At 36.9% G+C, this 23,901-nt stretch carries 21 protein-coding genes; 1 reads left to right on the forward strand and 20 read right to left on the reverse strand.

Features of this window, described 5'->3' with window-relative positions; genetic code table 11:
- Nucleotides 1–30: 30 nt before the first annotated feature.
- The 4 genes from ACQEXU_RS10390 to ACQEXU_RS10405 all read right to left on the reverse strand — a co-directional run bounded on the left by ACQEXU_RS10390 (nt 31) and on the right by ACQEXU_RS10405 (nt 3,863).
- A complete protein-coding gene (locus ACQEXU_RS10390; protein WP_427010743.1) occupies nt 31–468 on the reverse strand; it encodes a hypothetical protein in 438 nt (145 codons plus the stop codon).
- A 90-nt stretch (nt 469–558) separates the two neighbouring features.
- The gene (locus tag ACQEXU_RS10395; protein WP_427010744.1) at nt 559–1,245 is read right to left on the reverse strand and encodes a hypothetical protein; all 687 of its coding nucleotides are present in this window, start codon (nt 1,243–1,245) and stop codon (nt 559–561) included.
- Nucleotides 1,246–1,416: 171 nt separating this feature from the next.
- Nucleotides 1,417–2,319: a hypothetical protein gene (locus tag ACQEXU_RS10400; RefSeq protein ID WP_427010745.1), complete on the reverse strand. Its 903-nt coding sequence runs from the start codon at nt 2,317–2,319 to the stop codon at nt 1,417–1,419.
- A 635-nt stretch (nt 2,320–2,954) separates the two neighbouring features.
- Nucleotides 2,955–3,863 (reverse strand): hypothetical protein, encoded by a 909-nt coding sequence (locus tag ACQEXU_RS10405; RefSeq protein ID WP_427010746.1) that lies wholly within the window; start codon nt 3,861–3,863, stop codon nt 2,955–2,957.
- A 390-nt stretch (nt 3,864–4,253) separates the two neighbouring features.
- Between ACQEXU_RS10405 and ACQEXU_RS10410 the strand changes: the two genes are divergently transcribed.
- A complete protein-coding gene (locus ACQEXU_RS10410) occupies nt 4,254–4,910 on the forward strand; it encodes a LuxR C-terminal-related transcriptional regulator (protein WP_427010747.1) in 657 nt (218 codons plus the stop codon).
- 255 nt (nt 4,911–5,165) lie between these two features.
- Here ACQEXU_RS10410 and ACQEXU_RS10415 read toward each other — a convergent pair whose 3' ends face one another.
- From ACQEXU_RS10415 to ACQEXU_RS10490, 16 genes are all read right to left on the reverse strand, one after another.
- Nucleotides 5,166–6,494 carry an HlyD family type I secretion periplasmic adaptor subunit gene (locus ACQEXU_RS10415; protein WP_427010748.1) on the reverse strand — a complete coding sequence of 443 codons (1,329 nt, stop codon included), beginning with the start codon at nt 6,492–6,494 and terminating at the stop codon, nt 5,166–5,168.
- A 5-nt stretch (nt 6,495–6,499) separates the two neighbouring features.
- A complete protein-coding gene (locus ACQEXU_RS10420) occupies nt 6,500–8,179 on the reverse strand; it encodes a type I secretion system permease/ATPase (RefSeq protein ID WP_427010749.1) in 1,680 nt (559 codons plus the stop codon).
- Between the two features lie 201 nt (nt 8,180–8,380).
- Nucleotides 8,381–8,908 (reverse strand): acyltransferase, encoded by a 528-nt coding sequence (locus ACQEXU_RS10425; RefSeq protein ID WP_427010750.1) that lies wholly within the window; start codon nt 8,906–8,908, stop codon nt 8,381–8,383.
- On the reverse strand, nt 8,898–9,863 hold the full coding sequence (locus ACQEXU_RS10430) for a glycosyltransferase (protein WP_427010751.1): 966 nt from the start codon (nt 9,861–9,863) through the stop codon (nt 8,898–8,900). Before ACQEXU_RS10430 ends, ACQEXU_RS10425 begins: the two co-directional genes overlap by 11 nt.
- A 16-nt stretch (nt 9,864–9,879) precedes the next feature.
- On the reverse strand, nt 9,880–11,337 hold the full coding sequence (locus ACQEXU_RS10435) for a hypothetical protein (RefSeq protein WP_427010752.1): 1,458 nt from the start codon (nt 11,335–11,337) through the stop codon (nt 9,880–9,882).
- 3 nt (nt 11,338–11,340) lie between these two features.
- On the reverse strand, nt 11,341–12,246 hold the full coding sequence (locus ACQEXU_RS10440) for a glycosyltransferase family 2 protein (RefSeq protein ID WP_427010753.1): 906 nt from the start codon (nt 12,244–12,246) through the stop codon (nt 11,341–11,343).
- Nucleotides 12,247–12,283: 37 nt separating this feature from the next.
- Nucleotides 12,284–13,237 carry a glycosyltransferase family 2 protein gene (locus ACQEXU_RS10445; protein WP_427010754.1) on the reverse strand — a complete coding sequence of 318 codons (954 nt, stop codon included), beginning with the start codon at nt 13,235–13,237 and terminating at the stop codon, nt 12,284–12,286.
- The gene (locus tag ACQEXU_RS10450; protein ID WP_427010755.1) at nt 13,230–14,534 is read right to left on the reverse strand and encodes a hypothetical protein; all 1,305 of its coding nucleotides are present in this window, start codon (nt 14,532–14,534) and stop codon (nt 13,230–13,232) included. The genes ACQEXU_RS10445 and ACQEXU_RS10450 overlap by 8 nt, the downstream gene beginning before the upstream one ends.
- Entirely contained in the window at nt 14,527–15,477 is a 951-nt protein-coding gene (locus ACQEXU_RS10455; protein WP_427010756.1) for a polysaccharide pyruvyl transferase family protein, read from the reverse strand. The genes ACQEXU_RS10450 and ACQEXU_RS10455 overlap by 8 nt, the downstream gene beginning before the upstream one ends.
- Nucleotides 15,478–15,578: 101 nt before the next feature.
- A complete protein-coding gene (locus ACQEXU_RS10460; RefSeq protein WP_427010757.1) occupies nt 15,579–17,792 on the reverse strand; it encodes a GumC family protein in 2,214 nt (737 codons plus the stop codon).
- A gap of 78 nt (nt 17,793–17,870) precedes the next feature.
- Nucleotides 17,871–18,452: a polysaccharide biosynthesis/export family protein gene (locus tag ACQEXU_RS10465; protein ID WP_427010758.1), complete on the reverse strand. Its 582-nt coding sequence runs from the start codon at nt 18,450–18,452 to the stop codon at nt 17,871–17,873.
- Between the two features lie 22 nt (nt 18,453–18,474).
- Nucleotides 18,475–19,875 (reverse strand): undecaprenyl-phosphate glucose phosphotransferase, encoded by a 1,401-nt coding sequence (locus ACQEXU_RS10470; protein WP_427010867.1) that lies wholly within the window; start codon nt 19,873–19,875, stop codon nt 18,475–18,477.
- A gap of 456 nt (nt 19,876–20,331) precedes the next feature.
- A complete protein-coding gene (gene pstB, locus ACQEXU_RS10475) occupies nt 20,332–21,081 on the reverse strand; it encodes a phosphate ABC transporter ATP-binding protein PstB (RefSeq protein ID WP_427010759.1) in 750 nt (249 codons plus the stop codon).
- A 42-nt stretch (nt 21,082–21,123) separates the two neighbouring features.
- Complete coding sequence (gene pstA / locus ACQEXU_RS10480; protein WP_427010760.1) at nt 21,124–21,999, reverse strand: phosphate ABC transporter permease PstA; 876 nt, start codon at nt 21,997–21,999, stop codon at nt 21,124–21,126.
- A gap of 3 nt (nt 22,000–22,002) precedes the next feature.
- Nucleotides 22,003–22,932, reverse strand: a complete 930-nt coding sequence (gene pstC, locus ACQEXU_RS10485; protein ID WP_427010761.1) for a phosphate ABC transporter permease subunit PstC — start codon at nt 22,930–22,932, stop codon at nt 22,003–22,005.
- Between the two features lie 79 nt (nt 22,933–23,011).
- The gene (locus ACQEXU_RS10490) at nt 23,012–23,833 is read right to left on the reverse strand and encodes a phosphate ABC transporter substrate-binding protein (protein WP_427010762.1); all 822 of its coding nucleotides are present in this window, start codon (nt 23,831–23,833) and stop codon (nt 23,012–23,014) included.
- Between the last annotated feature and the right edge of the window lie 68 nt (nt 23,834–23,901).

A 23,901-nucleotide genomic window follows, 5' to 3' on the forward strand; every position in this document is an offset into this window, starting at 1 on the left:
TTAAGCCGTTCAATAGAACGGCTTAATTTTTTAATTCCCTGAAATTGGAGCCTTAGGACTTGCAGGTGTCGGCCTAGGAACTACTTCCTCAGCACCTGCCGCTGTTCCTTCTGAAACTAGAGTCGGGTCAATGCCTGCTTCTATTGCCGCAATTGTAATCTCAGAATTAGAAATACCTAGATTTCTTGCTGATAACGCAAATTGACTAGCTAAGCTAGGAAAAGCTTGCATCGCAGAAGCAAGTATTTGATCAGCTTCACCTGCTCTTGACTTTAGTAACAGCTCAAACAATTCAATTGCATTGTCTTCGTTTTCAATTAGTAATTCTTTTGTCAGAATTTCAACATTCTCAGCTGAGTTTGCAATTACAGATGAAATACCTGCGATGTCCAACTCTTTACTAATAGCTTGTGATGAGAAAACTGAAAAGCCAATAAGCGTACCATATGCTAGCTTTTTTAGTTTCATTTCTTGTCCTTGTTTATACAAATACTTATGCTTAAAGTGATGTCTGGACGACATCTATATTTTTATAGGCGTCAAATATCTCTTAGTAACTCACTGGCAAGCATCAAACTTCTGCGCATTAAACATCATTATTGAGCAAAATCGAGACTTCAACACCGGTTGAGTGAGAATACTCCAAAAATCTCCTTCATTGAGATTAAAATCGTCCATTTCCAATAAATAGGACACTGCTTTCTTTTGTTGTTCTCTGCTTAAAGTAGGCCAGTGAGCCAAATAATATTCAACACTTGTTAAGCTAGTGACACGTTCATATGGCCCTTGCTTCTGAGCAATATTAAGCCAATTTTCAATAATGACTCTATCTTTCCCTAAACGCCAAGCATCCTTTGCCAATGCCGAATATATAGCAGAGTCAAATGGTCTTAATGCTCTTGATTTTTCGTTCAGTTGATAGGCTTTCTCACTGTATGTTGAACCTAACTTGTCTTTGCCTAGTTGTACCTTTGCAACGTAACTGAGCCAAGCATAAAAGTTAGCGATAGAATACATATATTGAGGATTTTCTGATTGAGCTAAGATACGTTCAATTTGCTCTTTTAATAAATCATCTTCTAAAGAAAGTGATCGAGAAGCAATTGAATGCTTTGTGCGCTGAATATCTTGATGCAAAGCATGCATTTTAAGGTCTGATTGACCTTGCCGTAGTGAGAAGAAAAGCGCAACAAACGCTATCAGCAATAAAGCAAAATAAACTATACGAGAATTGTTTAGAACCATAATACCAGTAACTATTCCGACAAACTAAACAATTATGCCAGACTTAACATACATCTTAAGCAATAGATTTTTGGTATATCCTTATTCTCAATAAAAAGACAATTTCATTCAGTTACAAAAAAACCGGCAGTCTTAGACTGCCGGTTTAATATTTAGCTAAATAAACTAAACTTACATGAAGTCAACGTCATCTGTAAGGATAGTGAATTCTTCGCCTGAATCTGTAGTGAAAGTTACAGCAACGAATTCATTTGCGTCAAAGCTTTCATCACCAAGGTGATCCGCTTGGCTAGCAGAAAGTTCAGATACAGTGTAAGACTCAACGCCTTCACCCATTTCTACGTCAAGATCTGCAACAATTAAACCAAATTCAGAATCAGCATTGTTCGCAAGTGTAGCTGCATCCATTTCTAGTACAGAGTCAATACCTTGGCCTTTACCTTGAACAACTTCAAAGCCTTCAAATACTAGGTTAGCATCGCCATTTGTGTAAAGAACATCTAAGCCTTCACCACCGTCAACGTGACGCAATTGACCTTCTTTTGCAGAAAGCTCAAGGTTTGAAAAGTCAAACTTGTCGTTGCCGTTACCTAGATTGATATCGAACTCAGTGAACTTTGAGTTTTCGATGTTCATCATAGATACCGCGTCAGTACCGTCACCAGTGTTTACTTCGAACAAGTTGCTCCATTGCTCGTTGTTGCTCTTAACACCAATCATGATGCTGTCATCAGAATCTACACCAGCAGTATTGATAAATGCACGTTTAACGTTTAGTACGTCAAGTTGTGAGTGACCTAGATCTGATTGGTTGTCGATATATACGTCAACAAAGTTATTAACTTGAATAACTTCATCAGTAGAGCCTTCAACTTTAACTTCTTTTGGAGAGTTCCATACTGATGTATCAGCTTCAATTTCTGAGAATGAGAAACCTAACTCATCTTCACCTGTAACATTGATGCTAACACCGTCTTGTTGATAGTCATCTTGAACCAAAATGCCATTTTCTTCATTTAAGTCAGCAGCTGAACCTGTACCATCAGTATTAGTAGTACCAAAAATAACGCTCATTATTTTATCCTTTATTAAGGTTATGACCAATTTAAAATATGTAATTTAATTGGTGACTGATTTAGGAGATCTGGAATAGATATCCAAGCGATGGGACGTATCCTAATAAAAACTATAACTCAGTGTCGATAAAGCAATGGGGATTTAATATTTTTTTGGTACCATTGAAATACTAGTCTCTATGTTTAAATAAGACTGACAAATGATTCAATCATCCATTAAAAAAACACAAAAAAAAGCGCACAGCCATTCACAAGGCAAATAAAACTCTCGTGATATGGCTTAACTTTAACAAACAATGATTTACAATTGACATTGTTTAATTCATGTAAAATCAAATATCTAAAACTTTTTACTTAATCAATGATAGAGTAATATTCAATATAGGGTTAGAGATCTGAGATCTTGATATATGTGTTTGGCAAGCTATTTGTGTACTTATTAAACAATAATAAATGTTGTATACAACAAAATATTAGACTAACTATTGATGGTAAAAACATAACCATCACATAATCAGTTCGAGTAGTATATGATGACGGGAGATTCAGAGGTAGAGCTTATTATTTATGTGTAACCTAAATTAAAAAGAGCTGACGATTATGCCAGCTCCTTTAAACTAATATAAATAAATGTTATGCAAGGTAATCTGCATCATCAGTCAGAACAACATACTTCTGACCATCAACTGCAACCTCAACAGCAGCAAAATTAGCTGCATCAAAACCAAGTTGCTCTACATAGTACTCTTGGAAAGCATTTAGATCATGATGGATTGAGCCATCAATTGATGCTTCGTCAAAGCTCAGGTCTAGGTTAGAAACAACAAGACCAAGAGGGTTCGCATTATTTGCAAGCGCTGTTGCGTCAAGTGTTAGTTGGCTACCAGCTCCGAAGTTATCACCTTGAATGACCTCAAAACCACTGAATACCAATTGCGTATCACCATTAGTCACTAACACGTCAAGACCTTTACCACCGTCAATGATACGTTCTTTAGAATTGTCCAGTGCAGTTTGAAGTTGAGAAACATCTGCAGTGTCATTTCCATCGCCAAGAGAAATATTGAACTCTGTATGTTTTGAGTTTAATACGTCAACCATTTCGATAACGTCGTTGCCTGCCCCTGTTTCAACAACAAACTTGTTTGACCAAGTGTTGGTGTTACTCTCTACAGCAATGAAGATGCTGTCATTTGAGTCAGAACCTGTCGTATCAATTTGACCACGTTTAGTGTTCAATAGATGAATATGAGAAAAACCAGAATCAGCCGCATTCTGGATATCAACATCAACAAAATCTTCAACTGTGATCACTTCAAAAGAGCCGTCAATTTTAGCTTCTTTGTAGCCGTCTTTGTTCCACTCGTCTGAAACTACAGTTACTGTATCAAAATCGTAAGTATCTTTTGACGTACCAGTAACAACACCATCAACACCATCTTCATGGTAAACTTTATCAACTTCGCCTGTTGCATTACCTGCGTTTAAGTTTGCTGATGAACCAGTACTGTCAGTGTTAGTAGTACCCAAAAATACACTCATAATGAATTCCTTTTGTATAGAGGCCTAAGAATTGCAAACTAACTTAGAGGCTCTCTGTCAATAAAAATAATTATAAAAATAAAATAAATGAATCTTATGCACCAAATGGATGCAGAATTGATCTTATATAAAAACAGCAAATATTCCATGCTCAAAAATGAGATTTGGTATTTTTTTGGTACCTTCGCAATAGACGAACCAAAGTCATAAATTACCCTTCACGCTAACTAAGCCTAAAGTACCTTGTCTTAGGTGCAAAGCGTGTTTCAAACTTAATAACAGTAGTGTAAATCCTCAAAAACCAATGACATTAAGCATCTAAGTATTTAGTATTTGTTAAAGCGATAATTAGTTTTCTTTCTAGGAAAAACGTCTAAGTTAACTGAATTTATGAGTGACAAAGGTATCAAAGGCATCCTATTCATATCTAGTTTGAATAACCAAACTAAAGCAATTAGTGATGTGCTTACATCTATTTTAAGTTTACCCGTAGAAACGTTGGAGCCGACACAATTTATAAAAACACCAGTACACAATAAACGAAAGTTGTTAATCGTAGACTATTCAGCTCTTAAAAAAGATGAAAAATCAACACTAACTGAACATGTCGAGAAACTAAACCTTGTAACGGTTATTGTAAACAGCCCTGAAAAACTGTCTTTCAGTGAGATTATCCAATGGAAAGGGATCAAGGGTGTTTTTGGAAAAAACTGTGATATAGCACAACTTAAAAATGGTCTAATGGCTATACTGAGTGGAGATAACTGGTTACCTCGTAATGTTGTAAATAAACTTCTCGATCATTACGAAGCAAACCTAAAACCGAAACAATTAAAAAAATCTAATGTTGTATCACCTTCTTCATTGACAAAGCGAGAAAGACAGGTTTTGAAAGCTCTTTCAGAGTCAGAGTCCAATTCTCAACTTGCTGATTCTCTTTTCATTAGTGAACATACTGTAAAAACACATTTAAATAATATATTTAAAAAGATAAATGTCTCTAATAAACTCGAAGCCTTAGATTGGAGTAAACAGCATCTTGATTAAAGACAACATTATAAAAATTTATCCTTCCATTATTACATTTTAAATTTAAAAGCCACCTTATTTATAAGGTGGCTTTTTCTGCTACTAGTTCCTTTATGTATGTCGTTACTTAGAGCAAAAAGAAGAGCACGAAACTAAATAAGTCATTGTTTAATATAACTACCCTTTTAATCCTATTAACCCTTTGGTTTTAGGGTAAAAAAATGCCCGATATAAATCGGGCGTTTCATTAGTAAACAAGATTCTCGGCAAAGCTTATGAAGCTTCTCTAAATGCTCTTAGTAACCCTATTTCTAGTGGCTCTAATAGATAATCCATAGGAGAACGTTGCTTGATTAAAACATATACTTCTGCTGGCATACCGGGATGCAATTTGATTTCCGGATAGTCAACAAATGCATCCTTTTCAATAGCAACTTTAATCTTAAAACCAGGGTTTTTAGATTCTCTTTCTTTTTCCAAAATACGGTCAGCAGCAACATTAACAACAATACCTTCGAATAATGGAGTGGTTCTCGCATTGTAAGCAGCCAATCTAACCATCGCTTTCTGTCCTAATGACACATCATCAATGTCTTGAGGTTTAATTGTCGCTTCGATAATCAAACGGTCTTCATCAGGAACAATTTGCATTAGTGGCTCACCAGGGCGAACGACATCGCCTTTACTAAAGACGGATAGCCCGACGACCTGCCCAGAATATGGGCTAGTTATCGTTACACGATCAGCGATATCTTTAGCATGTGTCAGCTGCTCCATACCTTCATCTAGGCGTTGATTTATATCCTGCAACTCACTTTCAATTTCACTGTAGTACTCCTGTTTCACCGCATGCATTTGTTGTTTCACTTCTGCTTTTGAAATAGAAACACTCTGCAATTGACCTTCAATTTCGGCGAGGTCACCAGCTAATAACGCTAGACCTCTTTTAAGTTCAATCGCTTGCAATTGAGAACTGTAGCCTTCTTTCAATAGTTTTTCATGCATAGAAAGCTCTTGTTCTAACAAATTGTATGCTTTACGTTGCTTCACGGTTTGCTTTTGGTAGGACTTTTCACTACTCACAAGACGCTCTAATCGAGTGTCCAGAACCGCTAATTGACTGTTCAAGCTTTCTTGCTTACTAGTAAACAAGAGAGTTTGAGTTTCCAGAACCGATGCAAGAGAACCATAGCGTTTCTTGGCTTCAATTAACCGTTCACTAAAAATTAGCTGTGCATCCCCTTTACGCTGGCTTTCAAGTCGTTCTTTTCGTGCTAGGTTATTGAAATAACGTAACTCGAGCTGTGCCAATTGTGCTTTAGGAGCTACAGAAGCCAACTCAATTAACGGTTCACCCGCTTTAACCATATCACCTTCAGAAACCAGAACCTTCTCGACAATCCCCCCTTCTAAGTGAGCGACAGTCGCACGATTACCTTCAACCCCAACTACACCGCCGGCAATAGCAGCAGAAGATAACTCAGCTCTGATTAACCAAAAATACGTGAATAAGCAACCGAGAATCACACACACCATACCAATCTTGATATATTTCTTGTGGGTGAACTCCAACTCTGGATTTTCACTAACTTTTTTATTCATTTAAATTACCCACGAATATTCGCGACTTTGTTCGAAGTAAGACGTTGAAGTACGTCATCTCGTTTGCCTGCGTCTCTAACTTGTCCTTTCTCCATAACGACAACCCAATCAACGGCTTCAAGAAGCTTATTTCTGTGGCTCACTAATACGATAGAAGTACCAAGTTGTTTCAATTTTTTGAGGACAAACAATAACTGCTGTTCAGCATGTGGGTCTAAATTAGAGTCCGGTTCATCTAATAACAAGATTTTAGGTAATTTATATACCGCACGAGCAAGAGCAAGTTGTTGCTGTTGCCCTCCCGATAACCCAAACCCATTTTGTCCGTATACCGTTTGATAAGCATTTGGAAGTTGGCAAATCCAATCATGAATACCAGCTAACTTAGCTGCGGCAAAAACGCGCTCTTCTACATCGTCCGCATCGTCATAACAACAAATATTGTTAAAAATAGTGGTTTCAAAGAACTGAATACTCTGAGGTAAGTAACCGATAAGAGACGCCTGTTGCTCATTAGGCATTTCGAGTAATGACATACCATTTACTCGGATTTTGCCTTGCGATAATCTCGTTGGATCTTTGATAGCGTTGAGCAAGGCAGATTTTCCTGAGCCACTAGCACCGATAATCGCCATTGTATGCCCGGACTTTAGTTCAAACTGAAGCCCTTTAAGGATATAACGGTCAAACTTATCTCTGATCGAAGCAGCTTCAACGGTTAACGGGTACTGCTCTAGTGGTACTTCAATCCGCTTATCTTCCTCTGCCTTTTCATAGAGTTCTTCAATACGTTTGAATGCTTCGCGGGTTTTACGCCAGTTTGGCCACTGGTTCATACCTTGATCGATTGGCGAAAGTGCTCGACCAAGCAAGATAGACGATGCGATCAAAACACCTGACTCAGCTTGATTTGTAATAACCAACCAAGCGCCAACACCCAACACACCAATCTGCATTGTCATACGAATGTACTTAATCGTCGCTTGAATTGTAGCGGTAACGACATGAGTACGATCTTGTTGTGCGATAAGAGATAAATTCTGCTCTTCCCATTCATAAGACAGTGGTTTAGAGACATTAAAATTACTAATTGTCTGCCCATAAGGAAGTAACTTATACAGGCTGGTATTGTTGTTAAAAGAAGCATCACTCATTTTTTTATGTGCTTTATCTGTGAGCATTAAGTTGGTAAATGCGAGAATTGCCAACGTTAAAATAGCACCTACCGCAAACCAGCCAAGCACAGGGTGAAAAGTAAATATCACTAATACGAATATAGGCGTCCAAGGTAAATCAAACAAAATTGCATTAAAATTGGCCGAAACATACCCACGAGCTTCGCGAATATCTTGCGATAAACGTCTTGCTTCTCCAACACTAGATGAAGACTTCAGAAGTGACTGTTCAACGATAAAACGTGAACATAACTTCTCGAACATATTTCCTACAGAATGAAGAAGTCTATTCCGCACGTAGTCCAGTGTTGACTGAAAAATCAAGAGGATTAACGCAAGACCAGCGAGAAAAAGAAGTGTTTCGACACTTCTAGAAGACAATACTCGGCTAAATAGCTGTAAACTGTATACAGGAAGGACGAGCATCAATAAATTGATGACAACAGAAAAAAGTCCAATGTAAAAAAAGACATTCTTCTTTTTGTCTTTGAAAGATTCCATCGTAAACATAATGTACGCTTAGTTCTCATTTGAATTATAGAGTCCGCTTTTTTCGAACATCCCTTCACGCTTTCACAGAAAAGAGGAACAGCGCGGTATTGACATTCTACGCTCTTAAAATTCTATTGTGAGACAAAAAAAAACGCATCTCATAAAAGAGACGCGTTATTTGAAGCTAATAAAATTATGCTAGCCATAAAGCTAACTTAATTAGTGATTATCACTCAAACGTGATCGAATTACTTTTGCAGGTACACCACCAACAATCGAGTAAGGTTCAATATCTTTCGTAACCACAGCACCCGCGCCGATGATAACGCCGTCACCAACCTTCACTCCCGGCATAATTACGACATTTTTACCAATCCAAACATCGTTACCAATTTTAGGATTGTTATCGGTGATCCCACCTTGATCTATCATAGGGATATCAAGTTTATCGAAGTTATGGGTTGAGTTCATGATATAAGCATCAGCTGCGATCATGACTTTATCACCAATGGTCGCTCCCTGAATAAAGACTCTCTCATTAATATGACAGTGCTTGCCAATGCGAACATTTTTCCCATGAGAAATGTATACCTCATCTTCAAAAATCGTTTCTGGGTGATATTGCATTATTTTCAATACATTACACACATACCAAACTCGTATTTTATTTGGAAAGTCCAAATACTTTGTATTTGGTAACTTTCGAATAATCAGATAATAAATTGCTAGTGCTACTTTATTTAGCATTGCTACAAATCTCACTATATATTTCGACCAAATTATCAACCACTTGTGCATTACCAAGCTGTAAGTCTCTAATTCGCTCACAACGGGAATTTGGAGAAGTTTGACTTTCTTCAATAGCATGATTTAATCTTTCAGCAACATCTTCTGGAGACTCAGTGTTGCTGTAAACATACGTTCCTGTGGTATTCCCTAACACATGCGCCACATCACCCACATCCGAGCTTACCACTGCAAGATTACAGGCCATAGATTCTTTAATTGCTTGTGGAGATCCTTCACTAATTGATGTCATCAATATTGCTGAAGATGATTTCATCAAATCTCTAACTTCATCTCGAGTAAAGCCATCAACAATTACGGGTTCAAGGTGACCGAACTTTTTATTGTATGCCTCTATCACTGCTTTAAAAAAAGGATAGTTTTTAACAGGTCTATCTTTGCGGCCAGGAAATAGCACTTGATTCTTACGCTCTTTAATTTCACTATTGAAAAAGCTTTCATCTACACCACAAGGCAGTACCTTATAATCATCTCTAAATTTTTTAACAACGTTATTCATCTCTTCATTTAACGTAATCACTTTCCCTACTTTACGGAGAAGTTTTTTCGTTAAAGCGACTTGCATTGTCTTACCTTGTTTAATCAGAATATCGCCACCATGCAAAGTTAGCACTACATTTTTCCAGCATTTAAACGGGTTTGCTAACATGAATAGCCCACTCAACCCATAGTGAACATGGATAATATCGTACTTTTTAGTAGCCAATAATTTATTAATTTCAAATACGGATTTCAGATATTCAAGCTTAGATTTAAATCCATCAATTGCAAAAATATCACAAGAGATGCCTTCTCTCTTATTAAGCTCATCAAGCTGTTCTTTTACAAAAATACCTGCATAAGTAAAATTCTTATCTCTATCAGGGTACATATTTGAAATAATTAAAACTTTCAATTTATCTCCTTATCCACTAATTTGGATAATTATTTTCCAATTGGGCATCTGTAGTTCTTTCGTTAGTGAATACGCCAACCAAAACAAAAAATATACTAGATATAGCTAACTGTTCGTGGTAATTATCGAATAACAATGCCACTATGAATACAAATACTGATATAAATAACCCTAGCTTAAAAGCACTTATAGGTTCATTACTTCGATTCTTTAACAAAGGAGAACTTAGTTTGTAAATGACTGAGATATATAAAAACAAACCTAATAAACCTAATTCACCTTTTAGTGAAATGAATCCAGAAAAAGGATATGTCAAAACAGCAGATACCCATTTAATATTTTCTATAATTTCATTGGTAAACAGCCCGTCCATATATATCCTAGTCCAACTAGAACTAGAGATAATATAATCAGAAAGTGCATTACCTGCCTTTAACACATCTGACGAAAACATATTTGAAGCACGACTAGCCAAAGTCCCAGGCCCTGTACCAAAAAACCACTCGAATGGATGTTGTATAAATATATCGTGCCAAACACGAACATACATCTTATATTTAGAATCAGTTAGCGCACCATCTACGTATGGTTCAAAAAAATCATAAACAGAATTAAACACATCTGCCTTAAATAAAATCAAATACGCTAATGTAAAATATCCTATTGTCAATATAAATAACGCTTCTCTCAACTCTAGAAGCACATGAAATTTTTTTCTATAGAACACACATAGATGAACAATTATCACCGATGCTACCGCGGCACTCAATAATATAGCTTTAGAATCGGACCATCTTTCAACGAAAAGTGATAATATTACAATACAAATACCAATAATTTTATATGATGTATCCTTAAAAAGATAGCAACCATAAAAAACAAAAATGAAGAACAAAAGGCCTAATTTATGAGCGTCTCGTAATGTACCCTTGAATAAATCATTTGGTACAAATCCAATGCCCGTTATACCTTGATAAAAAACACATAAAATTTCTATCAATAATATTAATTCAATAAATACTAATAATTTCTTTTTCTCATTATCATTACTATTCCATTCCATTGCATAAAAGTAATAGCAAAATGGAGTTGAAAACATGAGTACCCATACGATAATATTCAAAGGAAGGAACTCACTCACTGATGAATAAGCAGCCACAATCATTGCATATATTAAAATAAATAAATATGGCTTGTGGTATCCTTGATTAATTCGACCATTTCTAAATACTATATATGAGAAGAAATATAATATTGGGAAAATTATCAATACAATTTCAACCCCTAATAATGAGGCAATTATTAATTCCTTAATTCCAGTTAAGTCGGTTTTTTTTACAAATACGGCTTTACATAATAGCAATAACTGACAAAGCATAGATATAGAGCTTGAGTCAATCAAAGTAATTAAAATCAAAAAACTTAATAGGAAAATATCATACTTTGTTACTTTCTTTGATTCTACACTAAGCATTATTTAACTAACCCGCAACTTGGCTTTGAGCCTTCTATATTGGACTCTAAAATTACAATACAAACTAGCAGAAAAGTAGTTCATAAGTATTAACTTATCCTTCAATGCCAGACATGAAAAATAAGGGGATAGACGCTTGCGAAATATTAGAAAATCTTTTTTAGAGGTTTCCACTAAAGCTTTCGATATTTCAGATAGATACTGAGCGCGCTCATTTTCTGTCATCATACTTTCATGTTTATTTAAAAACATCTCAAAAGCTGGAACAGAAATTGCTCTTGCCATCCCTTCTTGCCAATATACATATACATCAGAATTATGGTTATATGTCCAACCTATATGTTTTTGGACTCTAATAAAAAAATCGTAATCCTGACTTCTCTTTAGATCTTCATCCCACTTGACAATATCAAATACCTTTTTATCTAGAAAAAAGGAAGATGTTTGAGCAACGCCACAATTCTTACCAAAAAGGAATTCATATGGTGACATCTGACCGATTGCATAAGATTCCTTCGCTTGCCTATATTTACCATTGTCAATTGTATAAGATGAATATAAAGCTTGAGCACCATTTGACATCAGTTCTAAATTATTCCTAATATGGAACTCGCCCCACCAATCATCAGAGTCCAAATAAGCAATAAAACCACCTGAGCTGACTTCAACACCATAATTTCTTGCCCAATTTGCATTTTCACATAACTCTAAATAGTAATGCTTTATTCTTTCATCATTTATACTCTCAATTAATAAAGGGATTTTACTCCGATCGTTGGAGTTATTCTCGATAAGAATAACTTCGATAATAGCCTCGCAGTCTTGGGCTAAAGCACTCATTATACAGCGGTCTAATCCTTCCACCCGATCTGTACATGGAATTATCACCGAAACAATTTGATTTTTCATACGCTTGCTAATCTTTCAAAAGTTAACTGAGTTGAGCCTATTTTCTCATCATACTACGAACAAAATCTAAAACTGATGGAACGAATAATGTTGCTAGCGAACGATAAGGCAAATAGTGCTTAAACTCTTTATACAATTCTAATTTTCTAAGCATAGGAATCGCACCATTTCTTGCCTCTCTTTCGACTTCAAAAGCTCCGGCTAACAGCTGACCCAAATATAAGTTAAACGCACTAGTTACATTTCCGAGTTCACGAATATTCTTTGATAGCTCTCGTACTGATATGTAATAACCTTCGGCATGTCGTAACGTTTTTGTGGATGTCGTTATAGAGTCAGGTCTAAAACGACGTTGGAAGAAACGATCTTCAAGTACTATTGTTTTCTTTGTATTAAAAAACAGCATTGTAGTAAAATAATGGTCTTCATGAAGTATCCCTTCTAAAAACCGTAAACTTGGCAACATGGACTTTCGATACATATAACAACACGATTGAACAACATAGTTTCCTTTTAGAATTGAATCTTCGAAAGCAGAAAGGCCACTATAATTGTTTTGAGGTAAGTTTCTTGTATAGTATGCATTTTTTAATAGTTCATCTGACATTCCATCACAAAAAGCTTTAGCATTAAAAATTACAAGATCAGCCTGTCCTTTCTCCATACTAGTAACGCTTTTGCTCAACGCATCTGAAAGAATCCAATCATCACTATCCAGAAAATAAATATACTCTCCATGTGATAAATCTAATCCCTTATTTCTAGCAGCTGATAGGCCGGCATTCTCTTGAGTATGTATTCGTAACTTACAACCAAGTTTTTCTTGATATCGTTCAAGAATGTTAAGTGAAGAATCTGTAGAACCATCATTTATCGCTATTAGTTCATAATTTTCGTAACTTTGTCCTATAACCGAATCCAAACATTCTTCCAAATATTCTTCTACATTGTATACAGGTAAAATGATACTGACTAAGGGACTATTATTCATAAACGGCTCTCGAACATCTAACTTTGCGAATAAAAATATAAATTGAAAAAGACAATGGTAATATCATAACCAAAACCGGTGCTAAAAATATTGAAACAGACCCTAGCTTCGAAGCTATATAAAACCCACCGGGGACAAATATTGAGTTGTAAAGAGACAATGTTAAAAATGGTTCGATTTTATATGATCTTACATAATTATTCATACTGGTCATACCTAGAGTCAAACAATAAAATATAAATAGGTACAACATTTCTGAGTTAGAAATTACTTTTTCAAAGATATAAAAGTCTGGGAAAATCGTTCTAAATACAAAATATGCGGAATATCCCAAAATCAGAACGACTGTTGATATAATAAAATAGCGATAAAAAGTTGATAATGACTCACTTTCTTTATTATTTGCAATCAGATTAGCCATCACTGTACGTTGATTAGCAATAAAAGAGTTTGCTATATCGTAACCTCCTTTAGCAAGTGCCAGCGAAAGTCCAATTTTACCGGCTATTTCAGCACCATATAGTTTAAAGCTAAGAAGTGTAAATCCGTTCCAAAAAAAGTAACCAAAAAACCAAACAATTCCTGTTTTACCCAATAGTGGGAATACCTTTTTAAACTGTGCTTTAAAGCTATATCCTTGAAGGTTCAAGCTAATATTGTGAATATAGTTGCTTTTTTTTACGTAGGAGACGGTTAAGAACACAATCACACTGATCCCCTGGCTGATCCCTAAAGAATAGAGATCAAATCCACTCGCTATTAAAATCCACAATGATACCGACATTGAAAGGGATGAGATTAATCTTGCTTTATTAAGAAGGATTTGATGTTGCATTCCATCTAAGTAGCTGACTACTACGTTAAGAAAAATATTTAGTCCAGTAGCAATAACTAATAAAACATATGGAAACTGCCATTCTACATTACCGCTATAATCACGGAAATAGTAAGAACCAAATGGTAAAAGAACAGCAATATAAATAACTGTCAGTGTTAAATACCATTGGATAGAAAAGCGAAAAAGATGACTGGATTTAGTTATAGATTTGTCCGTTAACGATCCATTACTTTCATATACACAATCATGACTATAATACTGTTTTAATACGAATCCAACACCCACTTCAAACAATTGAGCCATCGCAATGATACTAAAAAATGTATAATAAAAACCCATTTTTTCCAAAGTAAGCATTGAACTGACTAATATGATTGTTATTGGTCCGCCTAATACACGGACCAATGATGTGAACAAGGACAATATGGCTATTTTGTCTGTTGATTTTATTTTACGCATTATCAATCACTTCGATTAATGCATCATCCTTAATCCATTCATTATAATAACCCAAATTCTTACCATATGAGTTATCCATTAATTTAATATTTTTCCCTAATAAGTAAGATAAAATAAAGCCATGTAATCTATCTGTATACACAACATTAAATGAACTAAAGTGGTTGATAGAACGAAATACTAAGCTATCCGAATGGTGCTTCCATGAATTGATGCTTCGGTTTGAAAACATAGGTAAAGTATGTGTCCGTTCGATCCACGATTGATGTATTACATCCCAAGGAGTAATTATGTTTATCCAGTCAAACGAAGGCTTAGAAATATCAGTCTTAACATCTACTTTTTCAACATCAACCCTTCTCAAATTTAGGATCTTGTAATCAACTATTTCTGTAGATTCTACTTCTCTCAGATCAACAATTGGATGTAGGCTATGAGCCATGTCAGGCATTAAGCCAACGTTATCTGTGAATTCTTTAGCAATATCTAGACTTTTTGTGTCACGCACGAATATATGAACATCATTATGTCCTTTAAATACTTTAGCGCTCTTCTCTAATTCAACTTGTGACGAGAAATGAATTGTTTGTGGCAACTGAATAACACGTTTATCTTTACAATGTTTTAGTACTTTCTCTCTCAAATCCTGATGTTGAGGATATATGTCACCAAAATTTCCGCCACCATGAAGAAGTATAACATCACATTCATCAAGTTTTTTTAAGGACACATTTTTATCAAATGCTCTATAAATAACGTTTAAGTTGTTAGCTTTAAAGAATGCTTCTGTGCCAGCATAAATTAACTGGTCCCCAACATTAAAATGCATAGGAATATCAATATAAGCAAGCTTCTTTCCTTCACATAATTCAGCTATTACATTGTGTTTTTCTTTCAAGCCATTTAATTTGTCATTCCAAGTATTTTTATAGGTATATTGCATAAGATTCTCTTTAAAAACTTAAGCAAACGGCAAGAGTATGATGCCGTCTACTATTATTAATTCCAAAACTACAAAGAAAAATATTCTCTAAACTAAGATTATTAATTCTTAGCGTCTTGGTAAGTACCATAGTTACCGTAAATCCCGTATCCACTCTCAAGTTGAGCCTTTTCCGAAATTTGGTTCAGTACAATACCGTCAAATTTAACATCATGACTAATGTATCTAGATAGTGTTTCTTTAATTGTATTTGTCTTGGTTGAATTTGATTTTACTATCAGAAGCACACTACCTATCAATTTCCCAACAATTAGACTATCACTTACTGGAATTGTAGGTGGTGTATCAATTATGACTTTGTCATATTTTTTCTCTAATGTTTCTATCAATATTTTAAATTTCTCCGAAGCTAACAACTCTTGAGGATTCGGAGTAAACATACCAGCTGGTAGAATATCAACATTTGATTGGCTATCTGTAAAAATACATTCTTCCAAAGATGCATCCATTAAAAGATGGTTTGTAATTCCTTGCCGATGTTTTGCACTTCCAAAGCGAGAGGAAACCATAGGTTTTCTTAAATCAGCATCTACTAGAATCACCTTTTCCATTTGTGCAAAAGCTTGAGCTAAGTGAATTGCGGCTGTAGTTTTCCCCTCTCCAGGAAGGGAGGAGCTGATCGCAAATGTTTTTTTCTTATTCTGGCTCGATGCCAATAACACTGCGGTTCTAATTGACCTAATTGATTCAGAAAATGCAGTACATTTTTCATCAAAAAATACGCTACTTACCATCTCACCTTTAGAAAGATTTTTAGCTTTGATCTTAGTAATGCCTCCTAGAGGAACCACACCAATTTTCTCTTCAAACTCTTTCGTAGTTTCGAATGTGTTACGTAAGGCATCAAGTATTAGCAGTGTAAATATTGCGAAACCAAACGAGGCTACAAATACAAACATAACAATGATTTTTTTACGTGGCTTCGCTGGATATTGAGGCGCTATAGCAACATCTGTAAATCTTGCTGTTTTTGCATCGAAATCCACAGTGGCAGAAGTTTCTTTTTCACGATTTAGGAAAATATTTAGAATATTTCTATTTGTTTGTTCTTCACGAACCAATGCATCGTATTGACGTTTCTTAACTGTAAGAGATTGAAATTCACTAACTTTTTTATCCAACTCAGCTTTAATCAAGCGCTCTTGACTGCGTACAGCGTTTAACTCCTGGCCTAATCCAGAAACCAGTTGCTTAATCACGTTAGATAACTGGTGCTTCAAGTTATCACGTTTTGCAATTGCTGTTTGCATCGCCCCATGCTTAGGACCATAGCGTTTTGAAAGCTCAGTTACTTCTTTTTCACTATCGGCAAGTAAGCTACTAATTGTAACTACTTGTTGATGGCTATTAATGGCTGGGATAGTAGTAAATTGCTGGTCTCCTATATTTTTGGAGTTACGCAGCGTATTGTAAGCAGACTCAAGTTCAATTCGTTTTTCTGTCGTTTCACTCAAACGTAGCGTTAGATCATTAATAACAGAGCTCGCCTGCGCATCAATACCACTATCATCAATCAACTTTTCTTTTGCCAAAAAGTCAATGAGCGCCTGCTCAGATTTGCGTAATTCTTCTTTTAACGTTTCTAGTCGACCTGAAATCCAAGTAGAAGCATGTGCTGTTGCATCAATTCTCGCATTCACCGCATCGTCAATGTATGCTTCTCCGACTGCATTCGCGATATCAGCAGCAAGCTGTGCATCTGTTGATTCATACGTGATATCAACTAACTGGGTACCTCTTAGAGGTGTAATAGTTAGCTTACTTCTAAAAATTTCAACCGTATTCTGCAATTGCGCTTTAGCTAGCTCTTCCTCCGAAAGCTTAGATTTATTGCTGCTGCTAAACAAAGGAATAGAACGAAATGCACTCTTCAGCTCACCTAGCAATGACTTTTCTTTGTTTAAACTTGGGTTAAACTCCGGAAGCTCTGCGAGAGACAATTTTTCTACAACTTGTTCAGCAATACGTCTCGACTTAAGAATTGCAAACTGGGTACTATAGTATTCTTTTTGTTGACCATCTACGCCAACAACTTCCTTAATTGAAACAGCATTATTTGCCTTAGCTTCAATTAAAAGAGTTGCCGTAGATTCGTATTTTGGAGTTATAGACAGCAATACCAATATTGCAATAAGTGTTGTCAATGATGAGAAAAGTACAATTCTAATCAAATTTGATTTAACAAGATTAAAATATTTTGCAACATCAATTGAGTCATTTGAACTCAAGATGTTGTCAGAAGAAAGCAGCTGCATGTAAGGTCCCTACCTCAGCTTATTAAACATTTAATGGATTTAAAATCCTAACCAGTTTTCCTAATGATAAATTCTGCGTTACCAGAAAGACGCCACCACATAAATAGTGTCACCAGGATGTATGCGTTGATATGGTTCAACCTCATTTTCAGTGTCTTTCTCAAAAGCATCAGCCAATTCTTTGTTAGATAGATTTTGATACTTTGAACTATCACTCGCTTTTGTGATGTAGGCTTTAGCACTGCGTCGATACTTACTCATTACGCCACCAGCAAGGGAGATTGCTTTTTGCACAGTCAACCCTGGTTCATACTCGTAACCACCAGGAGAATTGACCAAACCATTAATATAGACATTTCTATAACGAACAATCGCAACATTCACTTTTGGGTCGATAAGGTAATCACCTTTTAAACCGTTAGTTATTTCTTTCTGTAATTGTTCTAGAGTTTTACCACCTAGTTGAATCTCACCTAGATATGGGTAGTCGATTGATTCTCTATTATCAATCTTTAATTCATCCATACTAAGCGTATCTTCACCATATACTTTTATTCGAATAGTATCTCCAGCTCCGATTTTATATAAACTGTCTGCCGCTATAGCACTATTGATGCTTAATAAGCCAACTAGCAGAAGCTGGAAAAAAGTCTTAATCATTTTTAACAACCTAATTATCAAATTAATACGCAGTCTTACCTACGAATCCCTTAAATACTGTCATGAATATAATTTTGATATCTAACCAAAGTGACCAGCGGCGGATATAAAACAAATCATATTCAACACGTTTTTCCATTTTATCTAGAGTATCTGTTTCACCGCGGAAACCATTTACTTGCGCCCACCCAGTAATACCAGGTTTAACTTTGTGACGAAGCATATATTTATCGACGATGGCACGATATTCTTCGTTATGTGCTACAGCGTGGGGGCGAGGCCCTACAATAGACATTCTTCCTTGAAGCACATTGATAAACTGAGGCAGTTCATCTAATGATGTACGACGGATAAACGCACCAAACTTAGTAACTCGTGGATCATTTTTTGTCGCTTGAGTCACCTTAGCTCCATTTTCCATCGCTTTCATTGACCGGAATTTCCAAACTTTAATTTTCTTTCCGTCAATACCATAACGATATTGCTTAAACACAATTGGACCAGGGGAAGACATCTTTACCCCAATAGCGACTGCCATCAGAATCGGGCTGATAAGAGCAAGAATAATCGATGCAACTACGATATCTTCCACACGCTTAATAAACGTAGAAAAGCCATAAAAAGGCGTATCATAAATACTCAACGTTGGGATTCGGCCAACATTGCGCCAACGAGATTGAATCAGATCGAATGTAAAGAAATCAGGCACAATATAAACACGAGCTGTACTGTCAGAGAAATAGCTTACAATTTCTTTAATACGACGTGTCGCTTCCATTGGTAGCGCAACATATACGTGACGGAAGTTGCGCTCTTTCGCCAATTTTAGAGCTTCATTAATTGAACCACATAAAGGCTGTGTTAGAGAATCTGTAGGCAAGCGCTCTGGCGAGCGATCATCAAAGATCCCAACTAATTTCATACCAAGATGCTTGTTGTCTTCCATTTCACGAGCCAAGGCTAAACCAGCAGGCGTCGCACCGATAATGATACTTTTCTTTTCGTATGAACTTGCTTTGATCTGCGAAGGAATTTGCATTGCAAGCAAACGAAATATGCTCATCAATGCTGGCACAGCAACAAACCAAGCGCCGACTACAACTCGAGAGTAGTTTTGCGTTGACTTCATCACGAATGCATAAATTAACAAGCATCCGATAGTACATATCCAAGAAAATAAAATAGGTGTAAAAGAGTGCTTGGCAGAGTTATATGTCGAAAAATTGTATACGCCAAGTAACTCACTAAAAATACTAAAGGCAACAATTGCAATACTCAGGATCAGCAGATACTGAGTATCCCAAGTACCTAAGTATCCTGTTTTAAAAATAATTAATGCTAGAGATATGAGTAAAATATCAATTAAACGATAAGCCCATACAATTTCCTGTCCATGGCTTTTTATTGCTCCTATATCTCTCATCATGGAATTTGCCCTTCCTTTAAATACGTTGCTACTTAGATGTTGAAGTACCTCTCAAAGCTTTCATTTCGCTAGATTTGAAAGTTCCTTTTACAACTGTGATGTAGCTTCATTTCAGAGCACATAGTCTGAATATTTTTTGATGAAAAACAAATACCCCCCCCGGCTTGTTTTCTAGCGTTCTCGTTTTTGAGAACAAACTTTTAGCCATTTTCGAGAGGTTGCTTGAATGTTCGTCACTGCAGTTTAAATTTCACACTAAATGAGTATTAAGATCAGATTACATTAACAGTTGCTCACCCTTATCACTTATGTGGTTATTTAAATAAAATAAAACTTTAGAATTACAAAATAGAGTAAAAAAAATCGCCAAACGTTTATATAAAAAAGCCCCTCAAAAATGAGGGGCAATCATTACCATCGCTTATTATTATTCCTGAATTTGACATTCAAACTTTAACCAAAGTCACCATTCACATATCCTTTTGTGCGTTCATCTCTCGGATTTGAGAATATCAAATTGGTCTGATCATGTTCGACCAATTCCCCCATCAAAAAAAAGGCCGTACGATCTGAGATTCGTCTCGCTTGCTGCATTGAGTGAGTCACAATAACGATGGTGTAATTCTGTTTTAATTCTTCCATCAAATCTTCAATTTTCGACGTAGCGATTGGATCTAGTGCAGAGGTTGGCTCGTCCATCAAAATGACATCAGGCTCCATAGCTATGGTTCTTGCAATGCATAGGCGTTGTTGTTGTCCACCTGACAAGCCAAAGGCGTGCGACTTCAATCGATCTTTCACTTCTTCCCATAATGCAGCACCACGTAAAGAGCGTTCCACGACTTCATCAATGTACTTCTTATCCTTAATCCCCTGAGCACGTAAGCCGTAAGCAACATTCTCATAAATACTCATTGGAAATGGGTTTGGCTTTTGGAAAACCATACCGACTTTAATTCTGAGATCAGCAACATCAATATTCCCATAGATGTCTTCACCATCCATGGTTAATTGACCTGTAATTTTCACCCCCTCAATTAGATCATTCATTCGATTAAGGCAGCGAAGTAATGTGGATTTACCACACCCAGAAGGGCCAATTAATGCAGTGACTTGACGTTTGGGAATTGGCAAATTAATTGACTTAAGTGCTTGGTTATCACCATAAAATAGGTCCAACCCTTTAATATCAAACTTATTCATCTTCATACTCTAAATTCTTTTTTAACTTGGAACCCAGTTGCACTAATAGGTTGCTGTATTAAAACGTTTGGCCATTAACTTAGTGATCATATTAATAAGTAATACCACCACAATAAGAACCGTGGCTGTACCATAAGCTTGATTCCATTCCTCGACGGTAAATAGTTCTGTGGTTAGTTTGTATAGGTGTACAGTTAACGTCCTACCTGAATCCAGCAACGAATCAGGGATACGAGCAACCATCCCTGCCGTTAGGAACACGGGAGCCGATTCCCCTATCACTCGTCCGATACTCAATATCACTGAGGTTAATATCCCTGGCATCGCACTTGGCAAGATGAGTCGCCATATGGTGTATATTTTGGGCGCTCCTAAACCATATGAACCTTCTCGGTAAGTTTGAGGAACAGCCATCAGCGCTTCTTCTGTCGTGCGGATAATCACCGGCAGAATTAAGATACTTAACGTTAATGCACCTGATAAAATTGAGAACCCTAACCCAAGAATGGCGACAAAAAAGGTCATACCGAACAGACCAAAAATGATCGAAGGAATCCCCGCCAAAGACTCGGTACAAAAGCGAATAACTTTGACTAAACGACTGCCAACTTTCGCATATTCAGTGAGGTAAATCGCCGTCATGATCCCAAGTGGAGCTGCGACGGCAATGGACGCGATCACCATGTAGATTGTAGAAACTATCATTGGGAAGATACCGTGCTCATCTCCCGTTCGCGTGTAATTGTCACTAATAAATGCCCAATCTACATGTTTCAGGCCATTTGAAAGAATGTACCAGATGATCCAAAACAAAAATCCAACGGTAACTGCCGCGGCTGCCCATACAAAAATAGTAAGGAGCTGGTCTTTTCGCATGCGTGCTTGTTTCAACTTAGCGTGTTGTTTTGCATTTTTCATTTTTTACCTCGCTTTCTCACGGTTTAGGTAAAGCAAGACCGCATTCAGCGTCATGATAAATACCAACAAAACGACGCCTGTCGCATACAAAGCATTGGCGTGAATACCGCTTGCATAAGACATTTCAATTGCGATGTTCGCCGTTAATGTTCTTGCAGAGTCTAAGATGCCTTGAGGCATCGCGGGTGCATTCCCCATCACCATAATGATCGCCATAGTTTCACCTAGTGCACGACCAATCCCCAAGATCACGCCAGTCATAATGCCTGAACGTGCCGCTGGAACCAGTAACTTGAATATGGTGAAGATCTTCGAAGCCCCTAGCGCCAATGACCCTTCTTTGTACGCACGAGGGACTGCTCGAATTGACGTTTCCGAAACCGTAATAACGGTCGGCAAGATCATAACACCTAAGACAATAATTCCCGCTAGGATGGTGTTTCCAGCTGGCACTTCAAATACATTCTGGATAAGTGGAACAATAATAACCAAACCAAAAAAGCCGTACACTACTGAAGGAATGCCGGCTAATAGTTCAACAGCCGGACGTATAATGTCAGCTAAACGCTTTGGTGCAATTTCGGCGATAAAGATTGCGGTTAGAACGCCGATAGGCACACCAACAACAACCGCACCAAAAGTGGAGACGATAGAGGCAACGATCATGGTCGCCACACCATATAATGCAGGTGGCAGCCAATCTTGCCCAAGAACAATACCTGATACACCAGCCTCTTCAAAAGCAGGAATGCTCTCTCGAATAATGAAATAGGCGATAACGGCCAACGACACGATACCGATAACCGCACTGGTCAAAAACAACCCATGGAAAATGCGTTCTTTCCAATCGACACGCTTCTTCGCACGTAAACCCGGCTTACTCAACCTTGCTGCTTCAATACCCATAAGCTTGTCACTATTTGCGATGGTCATAATTACTCATATGTCGTAATACTACGGACAAAAAGAAAAAGCTCAGCTCTATACCGAGCTGAGCAATAAATAAAAGAGATTAGTTAACTGAAATGTAGCCTTTGCTCTCAACCAGAGATTGCGCTTCAGTGGTCAACATCCATTCAAGGAATTTTTGTGTTTCAGCAGAAGGTTTGCCCTGCTTATAAAGAACAAGGAATGGTCGCGCAACTTTATAAGAACCATTTTTCACGTTATCTACCGTTGCTTGCGTACCATCAATGGATAAGGCATTAACCGAGTTATCTACTGTACCCAAAGAAATATAACCAATCGCATAAGGGTTGGAAGCAACCATAGTTTTTAAAGCACCGTTACCATTTGCAACCTGCGCACGCTGAGAAATGGCTGACACTTTTTTGCCTGAAATTTTCTTCTTGAGGCTCATAATGTCTTCAAACGCTCCACGCGTTCCAGACGCAGTATCACGAGTAATCGCTACAATGGGTTTATCCTGACCACCGACGTCTTTCCAGTTAGTGATCTCACCTTTATAGATCGCCGTTACTTGCCCAGCAGTCAGAGCCTTCAAGGTGTTCTTAGGATTCACAACCACTGCAATACCGTCACGCGCAATCACTTCTTCGATTAATGTCGACTCTTTTTCAGACGATTTGAGGTTACGAGAAGACATCCCTAAATCAGCAGACCCATTTTTTGCCGCCTTTACGCCAGCCGAAGATCCAGGTCCTTGCACTTCAATAAATACATCCGGATTTTTCTTCATATACGTTTCAGAGAACACTTCCATTAGTGGTGTTACACTGCTAGAACCTACTGCTGAAATCGTTTCTTTAGCAACAGAAGTGTTTACGGTAAGAGCACTAAACAATGCGATAGCACCAATAACTGTCTTTTTCATCACAATATCCTTTCTGGCAAGTTAGCCGTTGTGTTTCACTTGAACGCTGCTCACTTTAGGTAGGGAAT

Source organism: Vibrio sp. TRT 21S02, from assembly GCF_050113675.1.
In the GTDB taxonomy this organism is placed as follows: domain Bacteria; phylum Pseudomonadota; class Gammaproteobacteria; order Enterobacterales; family Vibrionaceae; genus Vibrio.

Excerpts from the sequence above, each read along its gene's own strand:
- ACQEXU_RS10390 (WP_427010743.1), bottom strand. The coding sequence starts at position 468 with ATGAAACTAAAAAAGCTAGCATATGGTACGCTTATTGGCTTTTCAGTT.
- ACQEXU_RS10395 (WP_427010744.1), bottom strand. The coding sequence starts at position 1,245 with ATGGTTCTAAACAATTCTCGTATAGTTTATTTTGCTTTATTGCTGATA.
- ACQEXU_RS10400 (WP_427010745.1), bottom strand. The coding sequence starts at position 2,319 with ATGAGCGTTATTTTTGGTACTACTAATACTGATGGTACAGGTTCAGCT.
- ACQEXU_RS10405 (WP_427010746.1), bottom strand. The coding sequence starts at position 3,863 with ATGAGTGTATTTTTGGGTACTACTAACACTGACAGTACTGGTTCATCA.
- ACQEXU_RS10410 (WP_427010747.1), top strand. The coding sequence starts at position 4,254 with ATGAGTGACAAAGGTATCAAAGGCATCCTATTCATATCTAGTTTGAAT.
- ACQEXU_RS10415 (WP_427010748.1), bottom strand. The coding sequence starts at position 6,494 with ATGAATAAAAAAGTTAGTGAAAATCCAGAGTTGGAGTTCACCCACAAG.
- ACQEXU_RS10420 (WP_427010749.1), bottom strand. The coding sequence starts at position 8,179 with ATGTTTACGATGGAATCTTTCAAAGACAAAAAGAAGAATGTCTTTTTT.
- ACQEXU_RS10425 (WP_427010750.1), bottom strand. The coding sequence starts at position 8,908 with ATGCTAAATAAAGTAGCACTAGCAATTTATTATCTGATTATTCGAAAG.
- ACQEXU_RS10435 (WP_427010752.1), bottom strand. The coding sequence starts at position 11,337 with ATGCTTAGTGTAGAATCAAAGAAAGTAACAAAGTATGATATTTTCCTA.
- ACQEXU_RS10440 (WP_427010753.1), bottom strand. The coding sequence starts at position 12,246 with ATGAAAAATCAAATTGTTTCGGTGATAATTCCATGTACAGATCGGGTG.
- ACQEXU_RS10445 (WP_427010754.1), bottom strand. The coding sequence starts at position 13,237 with ATGAATAATAGTCCCTTAGTCAGTATCATTTTACCTGTATACAATGTA.
- ACQEXU_RS10450 (WP_427010755.1), bottom strand. The coding sequence starts at position 14,534 with ATGCGTAAAATAAAATCAACAGACAAAATAGCCATATTGTCCTTGTTC.
- ACQEXU_RS10455 (WP_427010756.1), bottom strand. The coding sequence starts at position 15,477 with ATGCAATATACCTATAAAAATACTTGGAATGACAAATTAAATGGCTTG.
- ACQEXU_RS10460 (WP_427010757.1), bottom strand. The coding sequence starts at position 17,792 with ATGCAGCTGCTTTCTTCTGACAACATCTTGAGTTCAAATGACTCAATT.
- ACQEXU_RS10465 (WP_427010758.1), bottom strand. The coding sequence starts at position 18,452 with ATGATTAAGACTTTTTTCCAGCTTCTGCTAGTTGGCTTATTAAGCATC.
- ACQEXU_RS10470 (WP_427010867.1), bottom strand. The coding sequence starts at position 19,875 with ATGAGAGATATAGGAGCAATAAAAAGCCATGGACAGGAAATTGTATGG.
- pstB (WP_427010759.1), bottom strand. The coding sequence starts at position 21,081 with ATGAATAAGTTTGATATTAAAGGGTTGGACCTATTTTATGGTGATAAC.
- pstA (WP_427010760.1), bottom strand. The coding sequence starts at position 21,999 with ATGAAAAATGCAAAACAACACGCTAAGTTGAAACAAGCACGCATGCGA.
- pstC (WP_427010761.1), bottom strand. The coding sequence starts at position 22,932 with ATGACCATCGCAAATAGTGACAAGCTTATGGGTATTGAAGCAGCAAGG.
- ACQEXU_RS10490 (WP_427010762.1), bottom strand. The coding sequence starts at position 23,833 with ATGAAAAAGACAGTTATTGGTGCTATCGCATTGTTTAGTGCTCTTACC.